General features: G+C 71.0%; 13 protein-coding genes. 5 read left to right on the top strand and 8 right to left on the bottom strand.

The features are described 5' to 3' along the window. Positions 1 to 100: 100 nt before the first annotated feature. From IMZ11_RS05645 to IMZ11_RS05665, 5 genes are all read right to left on the bottom strand, one after another. Complete coding sequence (locus IMZ11_RS05645; RefSeq protein WP_228638158.1) at positions 101 to 577, bottom strand: DUF4142 domain-containing protein; 477 nt, start codon at positions 575 to 577, stop codon at positions 101 to 103. Positions 578 to 922: 345 nt separating this feature from the next. After that, positions 923 to 1405 carry a GntR family transcriptional regulator gene (locus IMZ11_RS05650; RefSeq protein ID WP_228638160.1) on the bottom strand — a complete coding sequence of 161 codons (483 nt, stop codon included), beginning with the start codon at positions 1403 to 1405 and terminating at the stop codon, positions 923 to 925. Between the two features lie 68 nt (positions 1406 to 1473). Then, positions 1474 to 1953: a GntR family transcriptional regulator gene (locus IMZ11_RS05655; RefSeq protein ID WP_228638162.1), complete on the bottom strand. Its 480-nt coding sequence runs from the start codon at positions 1951 to 1953 to the stop codon at positions 1474 to 1476. 111 nt (positions 1954 to 2064) lie between these two features. Further along, positions 2065 to 2739 carry a RadC family protein gene (locus IMZ11_RS05660; protein WP_228638164.1) on the bottom strand — a complete coding sequence of 225 codons (675 nt, stop codon included), beginning with the start codon at positions 2737 to 2739 and terminating at the stop codon, positions 2065 to 2067. Between the two features lie 52 nt (positions 2740 to 2791). Then, positions 2792 to 3532 carry a GntR family transcriptional regulator gene (locus IMZ11_RS05665; RefSeq protein ID WP_228638166.1) on the bottom strand — a complete coding sequence of 247 codons (741 nt, stop codon included), beginning with the start codon at positions 3530 to 3532 and terminating at the stop codon, positions 2792 to 2794. A 205-nt stretch (positions 3533 to 3737) separates the two neighbouring features. Between IMZ11_RS05665 and IMZ11_RS05670 the strand changes: the two genes are divergently transcribed. The 4 genes from IMZ11_RS05670 to IMZ11_RS05685 all read left to right on the top strand — a co-directional run bounded on the left by IMZ11_RS05670 (position 3738) and on the right by IMZ11_RS05685 (position 7564). Continuing rightward, the gene (locus IMZ11_RS05670) at positions 3738 to 3974 is read left to right on the top strand and encodes a hypothetical protein (RefSeq protein WP_228638168.1); all 237 of its coding nucleotides are present in this window, start codon (positions 3738 to 3740) and stop codon (positions 3972 to 3974) included. Between the two features lie 226 nt (positions 3975 to 4200). Further along, positions 4201 to 5118: a 4-hydroxy-tetrahydrodipicolinate synthase gene (gene dapA, locus IMZ11_RS05675; protein WP_228638170.1), complete on the top strand. Its 918-nt coding sequence runs from the start codon at positions 4201 to 4203 to the stop codon at positions 5116 to 5118. A gap of 136 nt (positions 5119 to 5254) precedes the next feature. After that, positions 5255 to 6940 (top strand): ribonuclease J, encoded by a 1686-nt coding sequence (locus IMZ11_RS05680; RefSeq protein ID WP_228638172.1) that lies wholly within the window; start codon positions 5255 to 5257, stop codon positions 6938 to 6940. A 114-nt stretch (positions 6941 to 7054) separates the two neighbouring features. Next, on the top strand, positions 7055 to 7564 hold the full coding sequence (locus IMZ11_RS05685) for a DUF402 domain-containing protein (protein ID WP_228638174.1): 510 nt from the start codon (positions 7055 to 7057) through the stop codon (positions 7562 to 7564). Here the strand turns inward: IMZ11_RS05685 and IMZ11_RS05690 are convergent. From IMZ11_RS05690 to IMZ11_RS05700, 3 genes are all read right to left on the bottom strand, one after another. Further along, entirely contained in the window at positions 7557 to 9113 is a 1557-nt protein-coding gene (locus IMZ11_RS05690; RefSeq protein ID WP_228638176.1) for a DHA2 family efflux MFS transporter permease subunit, read from the bottom strand. The two genes, IMZ11_RS05685 and IMZ11_RS05690, sit on opposite strands and share 8 nt — an antisense overlap. 170 nt (positions 9114 to 9283) lie before the next feature. Beyond that, positions 9284 to 12520 carry a BTAD domain-containing putative transcriptional regulator gene (locus IMZ11_RS05695; RefSeq protein ID WP_228638177.1) on the bottom strand — a complete coding sequence of 1079 codons (3237 nt, stop codon included), beginning with the start codon at positions 12518 to 12520 and terminating at the stop codon, positions 9284 to 9286. Positions 12521 to 12630: 110 nt separating this feature from the next. Continuing rightward, the gene (locus tag IMZ11_RS05700) at positions 12631 to 14148 is read right to left on the bottom strand and encodes an aldehyde dehydrogenase (NADP(+)) (RefSeq protein ID WP_228638179.1); all 1518 of its coding nucleotides are present in this window, start codon (positions 14146 to 14148) and stop codon (positions 12631 to 12633) included. Between the two features lie 166 nt (positions 14149 to 14314). Between IMZ11_RS05700 and IMZ11_RS05705 the strand changes: the two genes are divergently transcribed. Then, on the top strand, positions 14315 to 15076 hold the full coding sequence (locus IMZ11_RS05705; protein ID WP_228638182.1) for an NAD(P)-dependent oxidoreductase: 762 nt from the start codon (positions 14315 to 14317) through the stop codon (positions 15074 to 15076). Positions 15077 to 15126 lie beyond the last annotated feature (50 nt).

Genomic DNA, 15126 nt, shown 5'->3' on the forward strand with positions numbered 1-15126 from the left:
CGCCCCCGGAGGCGGGACCGCCGGAGACGGCTGTACCGCTCCGCCGTTCAGTGAAGCGCCGTTCAGTCAAGCGCCGGTGAGGCGCCGAGTGGCCCGCTCATCAGTGAGTGGGGCGCGCGGTCGGCGTGCTCGTGCGCGGGCGCGGAGACATGCTCGCCTGCTGCTGCTTCAGGAGCGCCAGGTGCTCCTGGATGATGGGCTTCGCCTGCTGCGCCACCTTCTTGACCGGTTCCGAGGAGCCGCTCGAGAGTTCCTTGTTGACGGCTGCCAGGGTCCGGCGGTGGGCGATCTGCTGCATGTGGACCCATGCGCGGTTGAAGTTGGTGCCGCTCAGCCCGCTCACCTGCTTGAGGCTGGACTGCTGCTGCTTGGTCGGTTCCCTGGGCAGTTGGACGCCGACCTCCTTGGCCACCTGCCGTACCTTCGTGTCGAGCTTCGTGTGATCCTTGATCAGCCTGGTGCCCAGTTGGCGCAGGGACGCTGTGGTCGCCTTCGATTCCGCCAGCCTTCCGGCTCGGATCTCCGCCAGATTGCCCTGATGGGCCTCGATCAGGAACGTACGGTCCTGCTCGCTCACACCGGGACTGGGACTGCGCGTGGGGCTGTGAGTGGGACTGGGGCTGGGTTGCGCGACAGCGCCGGCGGTCCCCGCCACGAGGGCGGTGATCATGACGGCGAACAGTAGGACAATCCGTCTCACCATGAGATCCCCCCCGGACCTCTTGTCGGGACGATCACGGCACGGCAGGAATAGGCCGTCCCGCACATGGTGACTACCCTCAAACCGTCGGAAAACGTCGCGAATTGCCAGGAACGTCGCATACCCCCTCGTGGCGACGCCCGAGATGGCCGCGAGAAGTCAGGGATCCGGCCATCTGTCCGAGGGAGGGAACGGTTGAGTTCACCGTCATGGACGGGACCGCTAGTCCGCCGGCCAGTTCTCCTCGGGCGAGACGAAGCTCCCGCGCTGCGGGACGGTGTAGACCCACTTCTCCTCTCGGAGGAGCGCGATGGCCCTGCGCACCGTCTCGCGTGCCACGTCGTACTGCTGCAGCAGCGTGGTTTCGCTCGGGATCGGCCGGCGCGGGCGTAGTTCGCCTCGGCGGATGCGTCCGATGACGTCGTCCGCGATCTGGCGGAAGAGCGGGGTCTTGCGGAACACCCGAGGGGCGTCGCCCGGGGAGCCCACGAACGTGCCCTCGCCTCGTATGGCGTGGACCAGGCCCTCGTCCCGGAGTAGGCCCATCGATCGCCGGGCTGTGGTCCTGGCGACACCGAACTCCCGTTGGATCATCGCCTCGCTTGGGACGGGCTGACCGGGTCGGAGCGCTCCGTCCATGATCTGCCGCCGAAGGATCTCGGCGATTTGAAGGTACACATGAGTGTCGCCGTCGCGGTCGAGCATTCAGCCAAGATGGACGACGGGTACGTCATAGATGGCGGAGTCCACCACCGTAGACGGCATGTGCACCTCTAGTCTGACGGCCATTCATCCCGAGGTGAGACATAAGTCCCGCGGTAGGCGACGGTGAAGGTCCATCCCTGTGTGCGCAACAGCGCCACGGCCTGTCGGACGGTGGCCTTCGCCACGCCGTACTGGCGCATGAGCGACTTCTCGCTGGGGATCGGTTTGTTGGTCTGAAGCTCGCCCTTGCGGATGCGGGCGCTGATATCGGCCGCGATCTGGTGATAGATGGGCGTGCGCTCGGCGGATCGGGGCGTTCCCGGCTGCCCGACGAATGTGCCTTCTCCTTGAACGGTGTAAACGAGGCCCTGCTCGCGGAGTTCGCGCGCCACACGCCGCGCTGTCATCCGGGCGATGCCGTACTCGGCCTCCAGTTCCGCCTCACTGGGAACGGCGTCGCCGAGCGTGAGATCGCCGTGGTCGATCTGCTCGCGGATGATTTCGGCGATCTGCTTGTAGACGGGTACGGGTCCCTCACGGTCAAGCACATTCGCATGATAGACGAAAAGGTACGTCTACCCACAAAACAGACACCTGCTTAACCAATATATACGTGTGCTAGACCAATAGGATCGAGTCGATTAGGGTTGATCGTGCGTTCAGGCGTCTTCCGGAGGGGGGAGCGGGATCCGGCGCCAGCGCGTGTCGGTGACGATCACGTGGTCGAGGAAGCGCAGGCCGACGGTCTCGGCCGCCGTGTGGAGGCGGGCGGTGACTTCGAGGTCGGCGTGGCTGGGCTCCAGCGAGCCGCTGGGGTGGTTGTGGGCGAGGCCGAAAGCGGCCCCGCCACAGACGAGGACGGTGGTGATGATGTCGCGAACGGGCGCGGGGGTGTGGTCGCTTCCCCCTTCGCTGGCCAGGGTCCGCCGCAGGACGTTGCCTCTGGCGTCGCAGACCAGCACGACCAGGCGTTCCTTCGCCTGGCCGTGCAGGAGTGGCGCCGCGGCGGCGGCCAGGTCACCCGAACAGGTGATGCGGGTGCGCTCCGGCTCGGCCTGCGCACGCCGTACGAGCTGGAAGGCGGCGGCGACGCGGGCCGCTTTGGCGGGACCCACGCCGGGAACCGCAAGCAGGCGATGGGGCTCGGACCGGCCCAGCTCTCCCAGGTCGCCGCAGTGCGCGATCAGCCGTGAGGCCAGCTCGACGGCGTTGGCGCCCTTGCTGCCCGAGCCGAGCAGCAGCGCGAGCAACTCCCGGTCGGCGAGCGCGGTCGGACCCGAGGCGAGCAGGCGCTCTCGGGGCTGGTCGGTCGCCGGCAGATCCTTGACGCGCATCGCCACCTCCGGATGGGGAATCCGGATCGGTTCTACCAGCGGCCACCGACAGTCAGAGCTGGACCGGAATCCCGTAGACCAGGCGGAACCGGTCGCCGGGGATCACGATGTCGCTGGTCTCCACGGGACGGTCGCCGGTCCAGTGGGTGCGCTCGACGTGCATCACCTGGACCCCGGCCGGCAGTTCGAGCAGGTCGCTCTCGATCGGCTGCGGCACTCTGATGTGCACGCTCTCGGTGATCTCGGTGATCTTCGTCCCGGAGACCGCCATCCGTTCCAGGACGCTCCTGCGTTCGGCGGTGCCTTCGTCGGGGCCGTGGCCCTGGCTGAACTCCACCAGCTCATAGGAGGTGGCGAGCTGTATGGGCCGGCCGTCGCCGCGGACCACGTGCCAGACCTTGGTCACCTGGCTGCCGTGGCCGAGTCTCAGCCGCTGGGCGATCTCCGGAGGCGCCTCCGAGAGCTCGCTCCGCCAGCTCCATGTGGGGCGATATCCGCCGCCCTGTACGTCCGACGGCAACGTCGCGAGCGTGTCGGGCAGGCGACTTCGATAGAGCGGAAGCAGTGTCGGTTTCTCGCGGACGCGGTGGCCGGAGCCGACACGTCCGACGATGAGCCCTTCGTGCGCGAGCACGCGCAACGCGTGCCGTGCCGCGGTCTCGCCGACGCTGTACTTCCGCGTGATCTGGTGCCGTGAGGGGATCGGTGCGCCCGGCGGCAGAGTGCCATCGACGATCTGGCGTCGGATGTCCTCAACTACGCGCAGGTAGACCGGGTCGGAATTGGCCATCATCCATCCCTGGGGGTGGGCCTTGATGCGGTCGCCCAATCTTGGCGTATCCGATGGACAACCCAGAGTAATGGCCCATGTCTGTGATTCCAACTTTGCGGATCAGATGGTGAAAGGTGCGCCGGCGATGGATTCGCCCCCTACGGCGGTACCGGAAAGTCCGATTCCCGGGCCGTACCACGGTGTTCACGTGGCTCCGTTGCAGAAAATGCACGAAAAGATCAACTGGCTCGTGCCGGTCCAGCGCAGCGACCGGGTCCGCGTACGCAGGCATACCTGCGAGTGCAAGGCGACGATCTACGAGCTGTGCCACTCGGGCGGCCTGGTGTTCATCCGCCGGACCGTACGCGGGCCCGACGGGTCCAGGGTCCACGAGAGCGAGCGGCTCGTCACGGCGAGAATGGAGATCCTGTGGCTCAGGCTGCTCATCGGGGAGGTGCGGTGAGCTGGGAGAACGCCCGCCGGCCCCGAAGTTCGGAAAATTCTCGTCGGCTGCGTGTAACGCGCTCGTAAGATGCGGCGATTCATCGGTAGAGGCCGCTGATCTGTGTACCCCCGAGCACATATCGGCGGCCTCTTTCCATCCCGTCCTCACCGGCCCCGGGCGGTGCCGTCCGTATAACGGGGTGGCGAGGTCCACCGATTCGGTGGATCCAGGTAGCGTTCGGTCTATGGCATCGCCAACTGGAACCTCTGACGCCCCCTTCGGCCGCATGCTGACCGCCATGGTCACCCCGTTCACCCAGGATGGGGCGGTCGACTACGAGGGAGTCCAGCGTCTCGCCACCTATCTGGTCGACGAGCAGCGCAACGACGGACTGGTCGTGAGCGGCACGACGGGAGAGTCCCCCACCACCACCGACGCTGAGAAGGATCGCATCCTCCGCGCGGTGATCGAGGCGGTGGGCGATCGGGCCACGGTGGTGGCCGGAGCGGGCAGCAATGACACCCACCACAGCGTGGAGCTGGCCCGGGCCGCGGAGCGTGCGGGGGCGCATGGCCTCCTGGTGGTGACTCCCTATTACAATAAACCGCCGCAAGAGGGCCTTTATCGTCATTTCACGGCTGTGGCTGACGCGACCGGCCTTCCGGCGATGCTTTACGACATTCCCGCCCGGACCGGGGTGCCGATCGAGACCGTGACCCTCATACGGCTGGCCCAGCATCCGCGGATCGTCGCGGTCAAGGACGCCAAGGGTGACCTTTTCGCGGGATCGCAGGTGATGGCGGCCACCGACCTGGCGTTCTATTCGGGTGACGACCTGGTGAACCTGGCGTGGCTGTCCGTCGGTGCGGTGGGGTTCGTCAGCGTGGTCGGCCACGTGGTCGGCGCGGACCTCGCCTCCATGATCGAGCGCTACCGGTCCGGAAACGTCGCCGGTGCCCTGGACGTGCACCGCCGCCTGCTCTCCGTGGTCGCGGGTGTCATGACGCGGACCCAGGGTGCGATCGCGACGAAGGCCGCGTTGAGGTTGATCGGCCAGGACGCCGGTCACGTACGACTGCCGCTCGTCGACGCGACGGAAGAGCAGATCGCGATGCTGCGCGTGGACCTCGTCGCGGGCGGCCTGAAGCTTGCAGATAGCTAGTGACAATGGAGACGAATGAGCGAGCGCATCACCAGACATAACTGTCGCGATTCCCGGGGAACCCAGCCGACCGGCGGGGAGACCCGGTGAGCGGGGGAGTGATCGGGAACCGCGGCGCGCGGATCGAGGAGTTCGCATGAGCCATCCGCATCCCGAGCTCGGGCCTCCGCCATCACTGCCCGTGGGCGGCCTGCGCATCGTCGCGCTGGGCGGACTGGGGGAGATCGGCCGCAACATGGCGGTCTTCGAGTTCGACGGCCGTCTGCTCGTGGTCGACTGCGGGGTGTTGTTCCCCGATCCCGAGCAGCCGGGCATCGACCTGATCCTGCCCGATTTCGACTACATCAGGGACCGCCTGGACGACATTGAAGCGGTCGTCCTGACCCATGCCCACGAGGACCACATCGGTGCGGTGCCGTACCTCCTGCGGGAGCGCAGGGACCTGCCGCTGGTCGGGTCGCGGCTGACCCTGGGCCTGATCGAGAGCAAGCTCTCCGAACACCGGATGCAGCCGGTCAAGGTCGAGGTCGTCGAGGGGGAGCGGCGCCGGTTCGGCCCGTTCGAGTGCGAGTTCTTCGCGGTCAACCACTCGATCCCGGACGCGCTGGCGGTCGCCATCAGGACGCCGGCCGGCATCGTGCTGCACACCGGCGACTTCAAGATGGACCAGCTGCCGATGGACGGGCGGCTGACCGACCTCGGCGGCTTCGCGCGGCTCGGAGCCGAGGGCGTCGACCTGCTGATGTCGGACTCCACCAACTCCGAGGTGCCCGGCTTCGTCACCAGCGAGCGGGACATCGCCCCGGTCATCGACGACGTCTTCCGCACCGCGGAGAAGCGCATCATCGTGGCGAGCTTCGCCTCGCACATCCACCGCGTACAGCAGATCATGGACGCGGCGGAGAAGCACGGGCGCAAGGTGGCGTTGATCGGCCGGTCCATGGTCCGCAACATGGGCGTGGCCCGCGAGCTCGGCTACCTCCGGGTGCCGGCCGGGCTCCTGGTCGACTCCCGGGAGATCGAGGAGCGGCCGCCGGAGGACGTGGTGCTGATCTGCACCGGCTCCCAGGGCGAGCCGATGGCCGCGCTGTCCCGGATGGCCAACCGCGACCACCCCATCCGGATCGCCGCCGGCGACACCGTGCTGCTGGCGTCCTCCCTGGTCCCCGGCAACGAGACCGCGGTCAACAAGGTCATCAACGGCCTCAGCCGCTGGGGTGCCAAGGTCGTGCACAAGGGCAACGCCCGCGTTCACGTCTCCGGCCACGCGGCGGCCGGTGAGCTGCTGTACGTGCTGAACCTCACCAAACCGTCGAACTTCATGCCGGTGCACGGGGAGTGGCGGCACCTTCGGGCGCACGCGCAGCTCGCGCGGCTGACCGGTGTCCCGGACGAGAACATCGTCATCGCCGAGGACGGCGTGGTGGTCGACCTCGTCGACGGGCAGGCGCGGATCAGCGGCGCCGTCCCCTGCGGTTACGTGTTCGTCGACGGCACCTCGGTCGGCGACATCACGGACATCGCGCTCAAGGACCGGCGCATCCTCGGCGACGAGGGCTTCATCTCCGTCGTCGTGGTGGTCGACTCGACCACGGGCAAGCTGACCGGCGGCCCGGAGATCACCGCACGCGGTTCGGGCATCGACCCGGAGGCGCTCGACGGAGTGATCCCGCAGATCGAGATCGCCCTCCAGGAGGCGGCCGCGGACGGTGTGGCGGACGTGCAGCAGATCCGCCGCGCGGTCCGCCGTACGGTCGGCCGGTGGGTGAGCGACACCTACCGCCGCCGTCCGATGATCATCCCTGTGGTGGTCGAGGTATAGCGGCGAGGAGCACCGGGGAACCACGCGTTCCCCGGTGCTCCTCGTGCCTTGTGCCCGCGGCGCGGGACCGCGTACGTTCGGTTCGATCATCTTCCTCCGGAGGAAAGGACCGGCGTGGCGGCCGACGCGGATCAGGTGAGGGTCGTCTACCGCAAATACGGCGGGTCGTTGCACTGGAACCATTCGGCGCGGCTGCTCGGTGACGACGAGTTCGGTGTCTGGGTGGGGTGTCCGGCCGGGACCAGTGGCAGCAGGGGTACGGAGCCGCCGGTCGTGTGGAAGCGGCCGTTCGTGATCCTCTTCCCCCGTGCCGCGTGGTGGACGGCGACGTTCAACCCCGACGATCACAAGGCGGAGATCTACTGCGACGTCACCACCGTGCCGGAGTGGCGCGACGGTGAGGTCACCATGGTCGATCTCGATCTCGACGTGCTGCGGATGCGCGACGGCCGTCTGCATCTCGACGACGAGGACGAGTTCGCCGAGCACCAGGTGCTGTACGGCTATCCCGCGGAGATCATCAGCCAGGCGGAGCGGTCGGCCGCCTGGCTGATGGACGCAGTGAACCGCAGGACCGAGCCCTTCGGCGGTGCCCACCACCGGTGGCTCTCCCTGGTCAGCTGATCTTCTCCGGGACGGGGCCGGCCGCCGGCTCCTCCTCCTGCTCGGGGATGACCTTCGGGACGCCGCGCAGCGCGTACAGGGCCGCCAGCGCGAGGGCGAGCAGGATGCCCGCGCCGGTCAGCACGGTGGTGTGGACGCCCTCGACGAAGGCGCGCTCGGCCGCGGTCGTGACGGCTCCCGCGACGTCGCCGGGCAGCGTGGCCGCCACCTCGAACGCGCCCGCGAGCGTCTCGCGGATCCGGTCCTCCGCTCCGGGCGGAAGGTTCGCGGGGAGCCGCAGCCCGCTGCTGTAGACGCTGTTCAGCACGCTGCCCAGTACGGCGATGCCCAGGGCGCCGCCCATCTCGTGCGCGGTCTCGGAGATCGCGCCGGCCGCGCCCGCACGCTCCTTCGGGGCGGAGGCGAGCACCGTGTCGTTGGTGACGGCGAAGGTGAAGCCGATGCCGACGCCCTGGAGGATCATCGCGGCCAGGACATAGGGGTAGTCGAACTCGGTCCCGAGCCCGCGGAACATGGCGAACGCGACAGCGGTCATGGCGAGCCCCAGCGCGACGACCCTGGCCCGCCCCCAGCGGTGCACCAGCGTCCCGGCGAGCGCGCCTCCCACGCCTCCGGCGAGACCGCCCGGCATGCTCGCGAGCGCGGCGACCAGCGGTGACAGGCCCGCGACGAGCTGGAAGTACTGCGCGAACACCAGGGACATGGCGAGCATCGCGAACATCGCGATGAGCTCGGCGCCGACCGAGACGGAGAAGGCCCTGCGCCGGAACAGCCGTACATCGATGAGCGGTTCGGCGATCCGGGTCTGCCGCCGGATGAAAACGGCGAGGGCGACCACCCCGATCAGAGCCGCGGTGACGACGGGGGCGTGGGCGACGCCGTTGTGCGCGGCCTCCTTGAGGGCGTAGACGAGCGCGAGCACACTGACGACCGACAGCGGGACGCTGATGACGTCGAGGCGTCCCGGCCGGGGGTTGCGCGACTCCGGCAGCACCACGAGGCCCGCCACCAGGATCACCGCGACAACGGGCAGATTGATCAGGAAGACGGATCCCCACCAGAACCTCTCGAGCAGCGCGCCGCCCACGATGGGTCCGAGGGCGAAGCCGACGGCCGTGACGCTGCTCCAGATGCCGACCGCGGAGGTCCGTTCCTTGGGATCGGTGAAGACGTTGCGGATGAGCGACAGCGTGGACGGCATGATCGTGGCGCCGGCGACGCCGAGCACCGCTCGGGCGGCGATGAGCAGCTCGGGGTTCGGAGCGTACGCCGTCACCAGGGAGGCCGCCCCGAACGTCACGGCGCCGATGAGCAGCAGCCGTTTGCGCCCGATCCGGTCGCCGAGGTTGCCCATGCTGATCAGCAGCCCGGCCAGCGCGAAGCCGTAGATGTCCGTGATCCACAGCAGCTGGGTGGCCGACGGGTTCATGTCCGTGACCAGCTTGGGCACGGCGAGGTGCAGCACGGTGAGATCGATGGACAGCAGCAGTACGGCCAGGCACGCGATCGCCAGCGTGCCCCAGCGGCGTCCAGGGGTGATGTTCTCCATGTCCGGCAGATTCGCCGGGACCGCTGACGGAACGCAGACGAGACGCTGACGGCGGGCGCGGCACCCCGTCAGCGGGCCGTCAAGGGGTCCCTCACCCGCGTCCCGTGCCGGGTGGCTCCTGCGGGCCGCACACGGGCCCACAGGCCCAGCCAGGGCCGTACGCGCCCGCTCTAGCGGCCGAGCGTCATGAGGTGCTCCTCCATGACGGTCAGCACCGGATGGGGAGAGGCGCCGATCGCGCGGATACCGCCGCGCGCCATCTCCTCGCCCCGCGCGCGGGCCGACTCGTACGCGGCGGTCCCGAGCATGGACCTGGCCGCGGTCATGACGCGGACGAGGTCGGGGTGCCCGGCCCGGTCGCAGCCGCGCAGTGCCGTGCCCGATCCCAGAAGCAGCGCGGCCCGCTCCCCGTCACCGGAGAGGAGTGTCACCCCGGCGAGGCCCTCGGCGACGAGGGCCATGAGCGGCAGGTTGCGGATATCGTGCGCGACCGTCAGCGCCCGTCGGTGCCAGGCCAGCGCCATGTCGGCGTCGCCCTCCGCCTCGGAGATCCAGCCCAGCGCGACGTACACGCGCGCCCGGGTCTCCTCGGCGGCGAACGCGTCCGTGGTGCAGCTCTCCAGCGCGAACTCACACCTGCGGGACGCCTCGGTCAGGTCGCCGCGCAGCCGGGCCAACTCGCCGAGCCCGAGGTGAGCCGCCGCGACGACCTCGGGAGCGCCCGCCCCGAGTGCCAGCTCGGCGGCGCGTTCGTAGTCGGCCAGGGCTCCGGCCTCGTCACCGTTCCGGCTCCGGCCCTCCGCCCGTCGGCACAGCATCTCGGCCACGTCGATGGTGGCCTCCAGCCGTTCCGCGAGATCGAGCGCCTCGTCGGTCAGCGCCGCCGATCGTGCCCAGTCCCCTCGCCAGGTGGCCAGGTCCGCGAGCCCGGACAGGGTCGCTACCATTCCCCAGCGATCACCGATGGACCGGAAGGCGCCGAGCGCCGAGGTCAGCTCCCGCTCCGCGTCGGCCGGGCGCCCGCGGAAGACATGGAGGTATCCCCGGCTGAACTGGCCCAGCGCGTGCATCCACGGATCCGGGGAGATGCGTTCGAGCCGGTACTGGAGCTCGGCGGTGGTGTCCCAGTCCGGCGGAGGCCCCACGACGACGGCGCGCAGCACGGTGACGAACAGCTGGCGGGGCGAGGTCTCCACCTGGTCGACGAACCGGATGGCGCGCTCCAGCGACGGGCCGATCTCGGGGGCGTCGATGCCGGACGAGGCGGCGGTCAGCGCGCAGAGCGCGTGCTCCTCGTCGAGGCCGGGAGGAGGTTCCGGCCCGATCTTCCTGAGGAGGGTCACGCCCAACGCCGCTCCTTCGGCACGCAGGCCGCGTAGGAACCAGTACCCCGCCAGGGCGGAGAGGAGCCGCAGGGCGTCCTCCAGATCCTCTGCCTCCGTGGCCCGGTGGAGGGCGGCGTGGAGGTTGTCGTGTTCCTGGTCCAGCCGTCGGAGCCACTCAAGCTGCTCCGTGCGCCGCAGGTACGGATCGGCGGTCTCGGCCAGCTCGGTGAAATAGGCGATGTGCGCCCGGCGCAGCCGTTCCTCCTCGTCCGCCTCGCGGAGCCGCTCGGCGCAGAAGGCACGGATCGTCTCCAGCATCCGGTAGCGGCCGCCCACGACCTCGACCAGTGACTTGTCCACGAGGGAGGCGAGAACGCCGTCGGTGTCCGGCAGGCCGCAGACCCGGTCGGCGGCCTCCAGGGTCGCCCCGCCCGCGAAGACCGTCAGCCGCCTGGCGAGCACCTGCTCGCTCCCGTCGAGCAGGTCCCAACTCCACTGCACCACCGCGCGCAGCGTGCGGTGCCGGGGCTGTGCCGTACGGCTGCCGCGGGACAGCAGTTCGAACCTGTCCCGCCGCGTCCCCTCCCCGACGGCGCCGAGCCGGGTGGCCACCTCCGCCGCGGTCAGGGAGCGCAGCCTGGCCGCGGCCAGCTCGATCGCCAGCGGCAGCCCGTCGAGCGTCTCGCAGATCCGCAGGGCGGCCTCCGCCTCGTCCGTCTCCATCAGGAAGTCCGGTCGTACGGCCACGGCGCGCTCCGCGAAGAGCCGCAGCGCGGGATAGCTGAGCGTCTCGGAGGTGGATGTGCCCGGCGGCGGCAGCGCGAGGGGCGACACCGGGCAGAGCCGTTCCCCCGTGATGCCGAGTGCCTCCCGGCCGGTGGTGAGGACGCGCAGGCCGGGACAGGAGCCGAGCAGCAGCGCGACGAGCCGCGCCGCAGCGTCGACGACGTGTTCGCAGTTGTCCAGGACGAGCAGCAGGGAACGGCCCGCGAGCGCCGCCGCGAGCCTGGCCGAGGGATCGGGAGCCTGCCTGCCGGGAGCGGCTGTGATCGACCCCGACTGGCGCAGCCCGAGCGCGCCGAGCACGGCCTGCGGCAGGTCCGCGCCGTCGCCGAGAGGGGCGAGCTCGACGAAGCAGACGTCGCCGTCCTGCCGTGCCGCCGCCTCCGCCGCGAGCCGGGTCTTGCCGGTGCCGCCGGGGCCCGTGAGCGTGACCAGCCGCGCCTCCGCGAGCAGCCTGCCCACCCGGTCCAGCTCCTCCGTACGGCCCACCAGTGCGGTGATCTGGGCGGGCAGGCCCAGCCGGGTCGGCGCGGGGGAGGCGTCGAGGGAGGGATCGGCCCGGAGCACGGCGACGTGGACGGCGGCGAGCTCGGCCGACGGGTCGGCGCCGAGCTCGTCGGCGAGCCGCCGCCGCAGCTCCTCGTAGACGGCGAGGGCCTGCGCCTGCCGTCCCGACGCGTACAGCGCCCGCATGAGCTGGCCGCACAGCCGTTCGCGCAGCGGATGCGCGGCCACCAGGTCCTGGAGCTCCGCGACCAGCTCGCGGTGCCCGCCGAGCGTGAGCCGGGCCTCCGCGTGGTCCTCGGCGGCGGTGAGGCGCATCTCGTCCAGCCGGGCCGCCTGGGCCGCCGCGAACGGCGCGTCGCCGACATCGGCGAACGCGGGCCCGCGCCACAGGTCGAGAGCCGCGCGCAGCGTCGTGGCGGCGCGTGCCGGGTCATCGGACGCCAGGGCGTCCCGGCCCTCGGCCGCGAGCCGCTCGAACCGGTACGCGTCGACGTCCGCGGGATCGACCGCCAGCAGGTAGCCCGCGGGATGGCGCACCACCGGGTCCCCGTCGGCCGACGGGGACCCGGAGAGGAGGCTGCGGAGCCGGGAGATCTGCGCCTGGAGGGCGTTGACCGCCCCCGCCGGCGGCGCGGTGCCGTAGAGGCCGTCGATCAGCCGCTCGGTGGTGACGACCCGGCCGGCGTCCAAAAGCAGCAGCGCGAGGAGGGCGCGCAGGCGCGGCCCGCCCACGGGAACCGCACGCCCGTCGCCCCGCCGTACCTCAGTGGGCCCCAGGATGCCGAACCGCATGGGATCGATTCTCGCCTACGGTCCGGCATTCCGGGCGCCGGGAGAAGCCGGGGTACGGATATGCGGGGCACGGAGGAGCCGGGTACGGACAAGCCGGCGGCCCCGGGGGGTCACAGTTCCAGGACGCCGTCCACGTGGCGGGGCAGCCCCAGCGGGTTGCCGTCGCGCAGGGCCTCGGGCAGCAGGGCCGCCGGGGTGTCCTGGTAGGCGACCGGCCGCAGGAAACGGAAGATCGCGGCCGTGCCGACCGAGGTGGTGGCCGGCTCGGTGGCCGACGGGTACGGCCCGCCGTGCTGCTGGGCCCATGTGACGGCGACGCCCGTGGGGTAGCCGTTGAAGATCAGCCGGCCGGCGCGGTCGCGCAGGACGGTCACCAGCCGCGCGGCCAGTTCCTCCTCGCCCGGCTCGCTGTGCAGGGTGGCGGTCAGGTTGCCGGGGACGGCGGCCAGCGTCGCCGCCAGCTCCTCCTCGTCCGCGTACGTCAGCACGACGGTCAGCGGGCCGAAGCACTCTTCGAGGAGCAGTTCCGCCGCGTTCTCGTCGGCGAGCAGCGCGGCGGGCGCGGTCAGCAGCCGCGCGGTCACCTGCCGGTCGTCGCCGGGCTTGCCGGTGGCGGCCACGGTCACGCCGGGCAGCGAGGCACGGGCGTCCGCCCCGGAGAGGAACCCGCCGCGGATGCCGTCGCCGAGAAGCACCTGCGGGCCCATCTCGGTGAAGTGACCGGCCATCGCCTCGACCAGCGCGCGGCCCGCTTCCGTGGCGGGGGCGAGGACGAGGCCCGGCTTGGTGCAGAACTGGCCCGACCCCTGCGTCGCGGACGCCGCGAGACCGGACGCGATGGCCGTGGTCCGCGCCTCGGCCGCGCCGGGGGTGATCACCAGCGGGTTGAGGCTGCCGAGCTCGCCGTAGAAGGGGATCGGCTCCGGCCGCGACTTCGCCACGTCATGCAGGTAGCGCCCGCCGGGCACCGATCCGGTGAAGCCGACGGCCTTCACGACGGGATGGCGGACCAGCGCGATCCCGGCGTCCTGGCCGTGGACGAGCTGGACGACGTCCTCGGGCAGGCCCGCCGCGCGCGCCCCGGCGCGCAGCGCGGCCAGGGCGATCTCCGAGGTCTCGGGGTGCAGCGGGTGGGCCTTGACCACGACCGGGCAGCCCGCCGCGAGCGCGCTCGCCGTGTCGCCGCCGCTGACGCTGAAGGCCAGCGGGAAGTTGCTGGCGGAGAAGACGGCGACCACGCCGATCGGCACGTTCATCCGGCGCAGGTCCGGCCGCGGCGGCGCGGCCGACGGGTCGGCCCGGTCGATCCGCACGTCGAGGTAGGAGCCCTCGCGCAACGCCTCGGCGAACAGCCGGAACTGCCCGGCGGAGCGGGCCACCTCGCCGGTGAGCCTGGGCACGCCGAGCGCGGTCTCCGCGTCGGCGGCGGCGATCAGCGCGTCGCCCGCGGCCTCGAGTTCGGCGGCCATCGCGTCGAGCAGTTCCGCCCGGCCGCGCGGGCCCGCCGCGTCCAGCTCACGCAGGGTCGCCTGGGCGGTACGGCAGGCCTGATCGACCTGCTCGGCGGTTGACTCGGCGAACTCGCCGCGGCGGTCGCCGGTGCGGGCGTCGACGCTCCAGACGGTCATCGGTGCTGCTCTCCAATCGCACGTTCTCGCGTGGTCCGGCGCAGGGCGGAGAGGCCGCCCGGGGTCGGCTGGCCACCATCCTGCCCGAGGTGGGGGACCGGACGGCACCGGGGCCATGGCGCCCTCCGAGGAGGATCATGTCGGTGCGCGCCGCTACCGTCCCTTCATGCTCACCCTTATCACCGGCGCCGCCGGGCGCATCGGCACCTGCCTGCACCAGGAGCTGCCCGGACTCGGCCACCGGCTGCGTCTCATGGACCGGGTCCGCGTCGAGGGCACCGGCATCGATCAGGTCGTCGGCGACATCACGGACCCGGGAGCGCTCGCCCGCGCGATGGAAGGCGTCCACGCCGTCGTGCACCTGGCGGGCGACCCCTCGACGTCGGCGTCCTTCGAGAGCGTGCTCGGCGCCAACATCGAGGGCACCTACCGGGTCTTCGAGGCGGCGCGCCTCGCGGGTGTGGAGCGGGTCGTCTTCGCCAGCAGCAACCACGCGGCCGGATTCACCCCCCGCCAGGAGTCGGCGCCCGCCGACACCCCCGTACGCCCCGACTCGCTGTACGGCGTCTCCAAGGCGTACGGGGAGGCGCTCGGGCGGTATTACGCCGACAGGTACGGCATGCGGGTGGCGTGCCTGCGCATCGGCTCCTTCGAGCCGCGCCCGCCGGACGCCAGGGCGTTGTCCACCTGGCTCAGCCCCGGCGACATGGTGCGGCTGGCGCACGCCTGCCTGACGGCGCCCGACCTGACCTACGCCCTGGTGTGGGGCGTCTCAGCCAACACCCGTGGGTGGCTCGATCTGGAGCCGGGCCGAGCGCTGGGTTACCACCCGCGGGACGACGCCGAGGTCCACGCCGCCGGACTGCCCGTGCTCGACCCCGCCGATCCGGATCACGCCTGGCTCGGCGGTCGCACCGTGGAGAGCTGACGGGCTGGAGCTCCCTTCGGCGTGCCTCCGGGATATCGGTGAGTCTCGCG

Source organism: Microtetraspora sp. AC03309, assembly GCF_020826795.1.
Taxonomy (GTDB): domain Bacteria; phylum Actinomycetota; class Actinomycetes; order Streptosporangiales; family Streptosporangiaceae; genus Microtetraspora; species Microtetraspora glauca.

Excerpts from the sequence above, each read along its gene's own strand:
- IMZ11_RS05650 (WP_228638160.1), bottom strand. The coding sequence starts at position 1,405 with ATGCTCGACCGCGACGGCGACACTCATGTGTACCTTCAAATCGCCGAG.
- IMZ11_RS05660 (WP_228638164.1), bottom strand. The coding sequence starts at position 2,739 with ATGCGCGTCAAGGATCTGCCGGCGACCGACCAGCCCCGAGAGCGCCTG.
- IMZ11_RS05665 (WP_228638166.1), bottom strand. The coding sequence starts at position 3,532 with ATGATGGCCAATTCCGACCCGGTCTACCTGCGCGTAGTTGAGGACATC.
- IMZ11_RS05670 (WP_228638168.1), top strand. The coding sequence starts at position 3,738 with ATGCACGAAAAGATCAACTGGCTCGTGCCGGTCCAGCGCAGCGACCGG.
- dapA (WP_228638170.1), top strand. The coding sequence starts at position 4,201 with ATGGCATCGCCAACTGGAACCTCTGACGCCCCCTTCGGCCGCATGCTG.
- IMZ11_RS05680 (WP_228638172.1), top strand. The coding sequence starts at position 5,255 with ATGAGCCATCCGCATCCCGAGCTCGGGCCTCCGCCATCACTGCCCGTG.
- IMZ11_RS05690 (WP_228638176.1), bottom strand. The coding sequence starts at position 9,113 with ATGGAGAACATCACCCCTGGACGCCGCTGGGGCACGCTGGCGATCGCG.
- IMZ11_RS05695 (WP_228638177.1), bottom strand. The coding sequence starts at position 12,520 with ATGCGGTTCGGCATCCTGGGGCCCACTGAGGTACGGCGGGGCGACGGG.
- IMZ11_RS05700 (WP_228638179.1), bottom strand. The coding sequence starts at position 14,148 with ATGACCGTCTGGAGCGTCGACGCCCGCACCGGCGACCGCCGCGGCGAG.
- IMZ11_RS05705 (WP_228638182.1), top strand. The coding sequence starts at position 14,315 with ATGCTCACCCTTATCACCGGCGCCGCCGGGCGCATCGGCACCTGCCTG.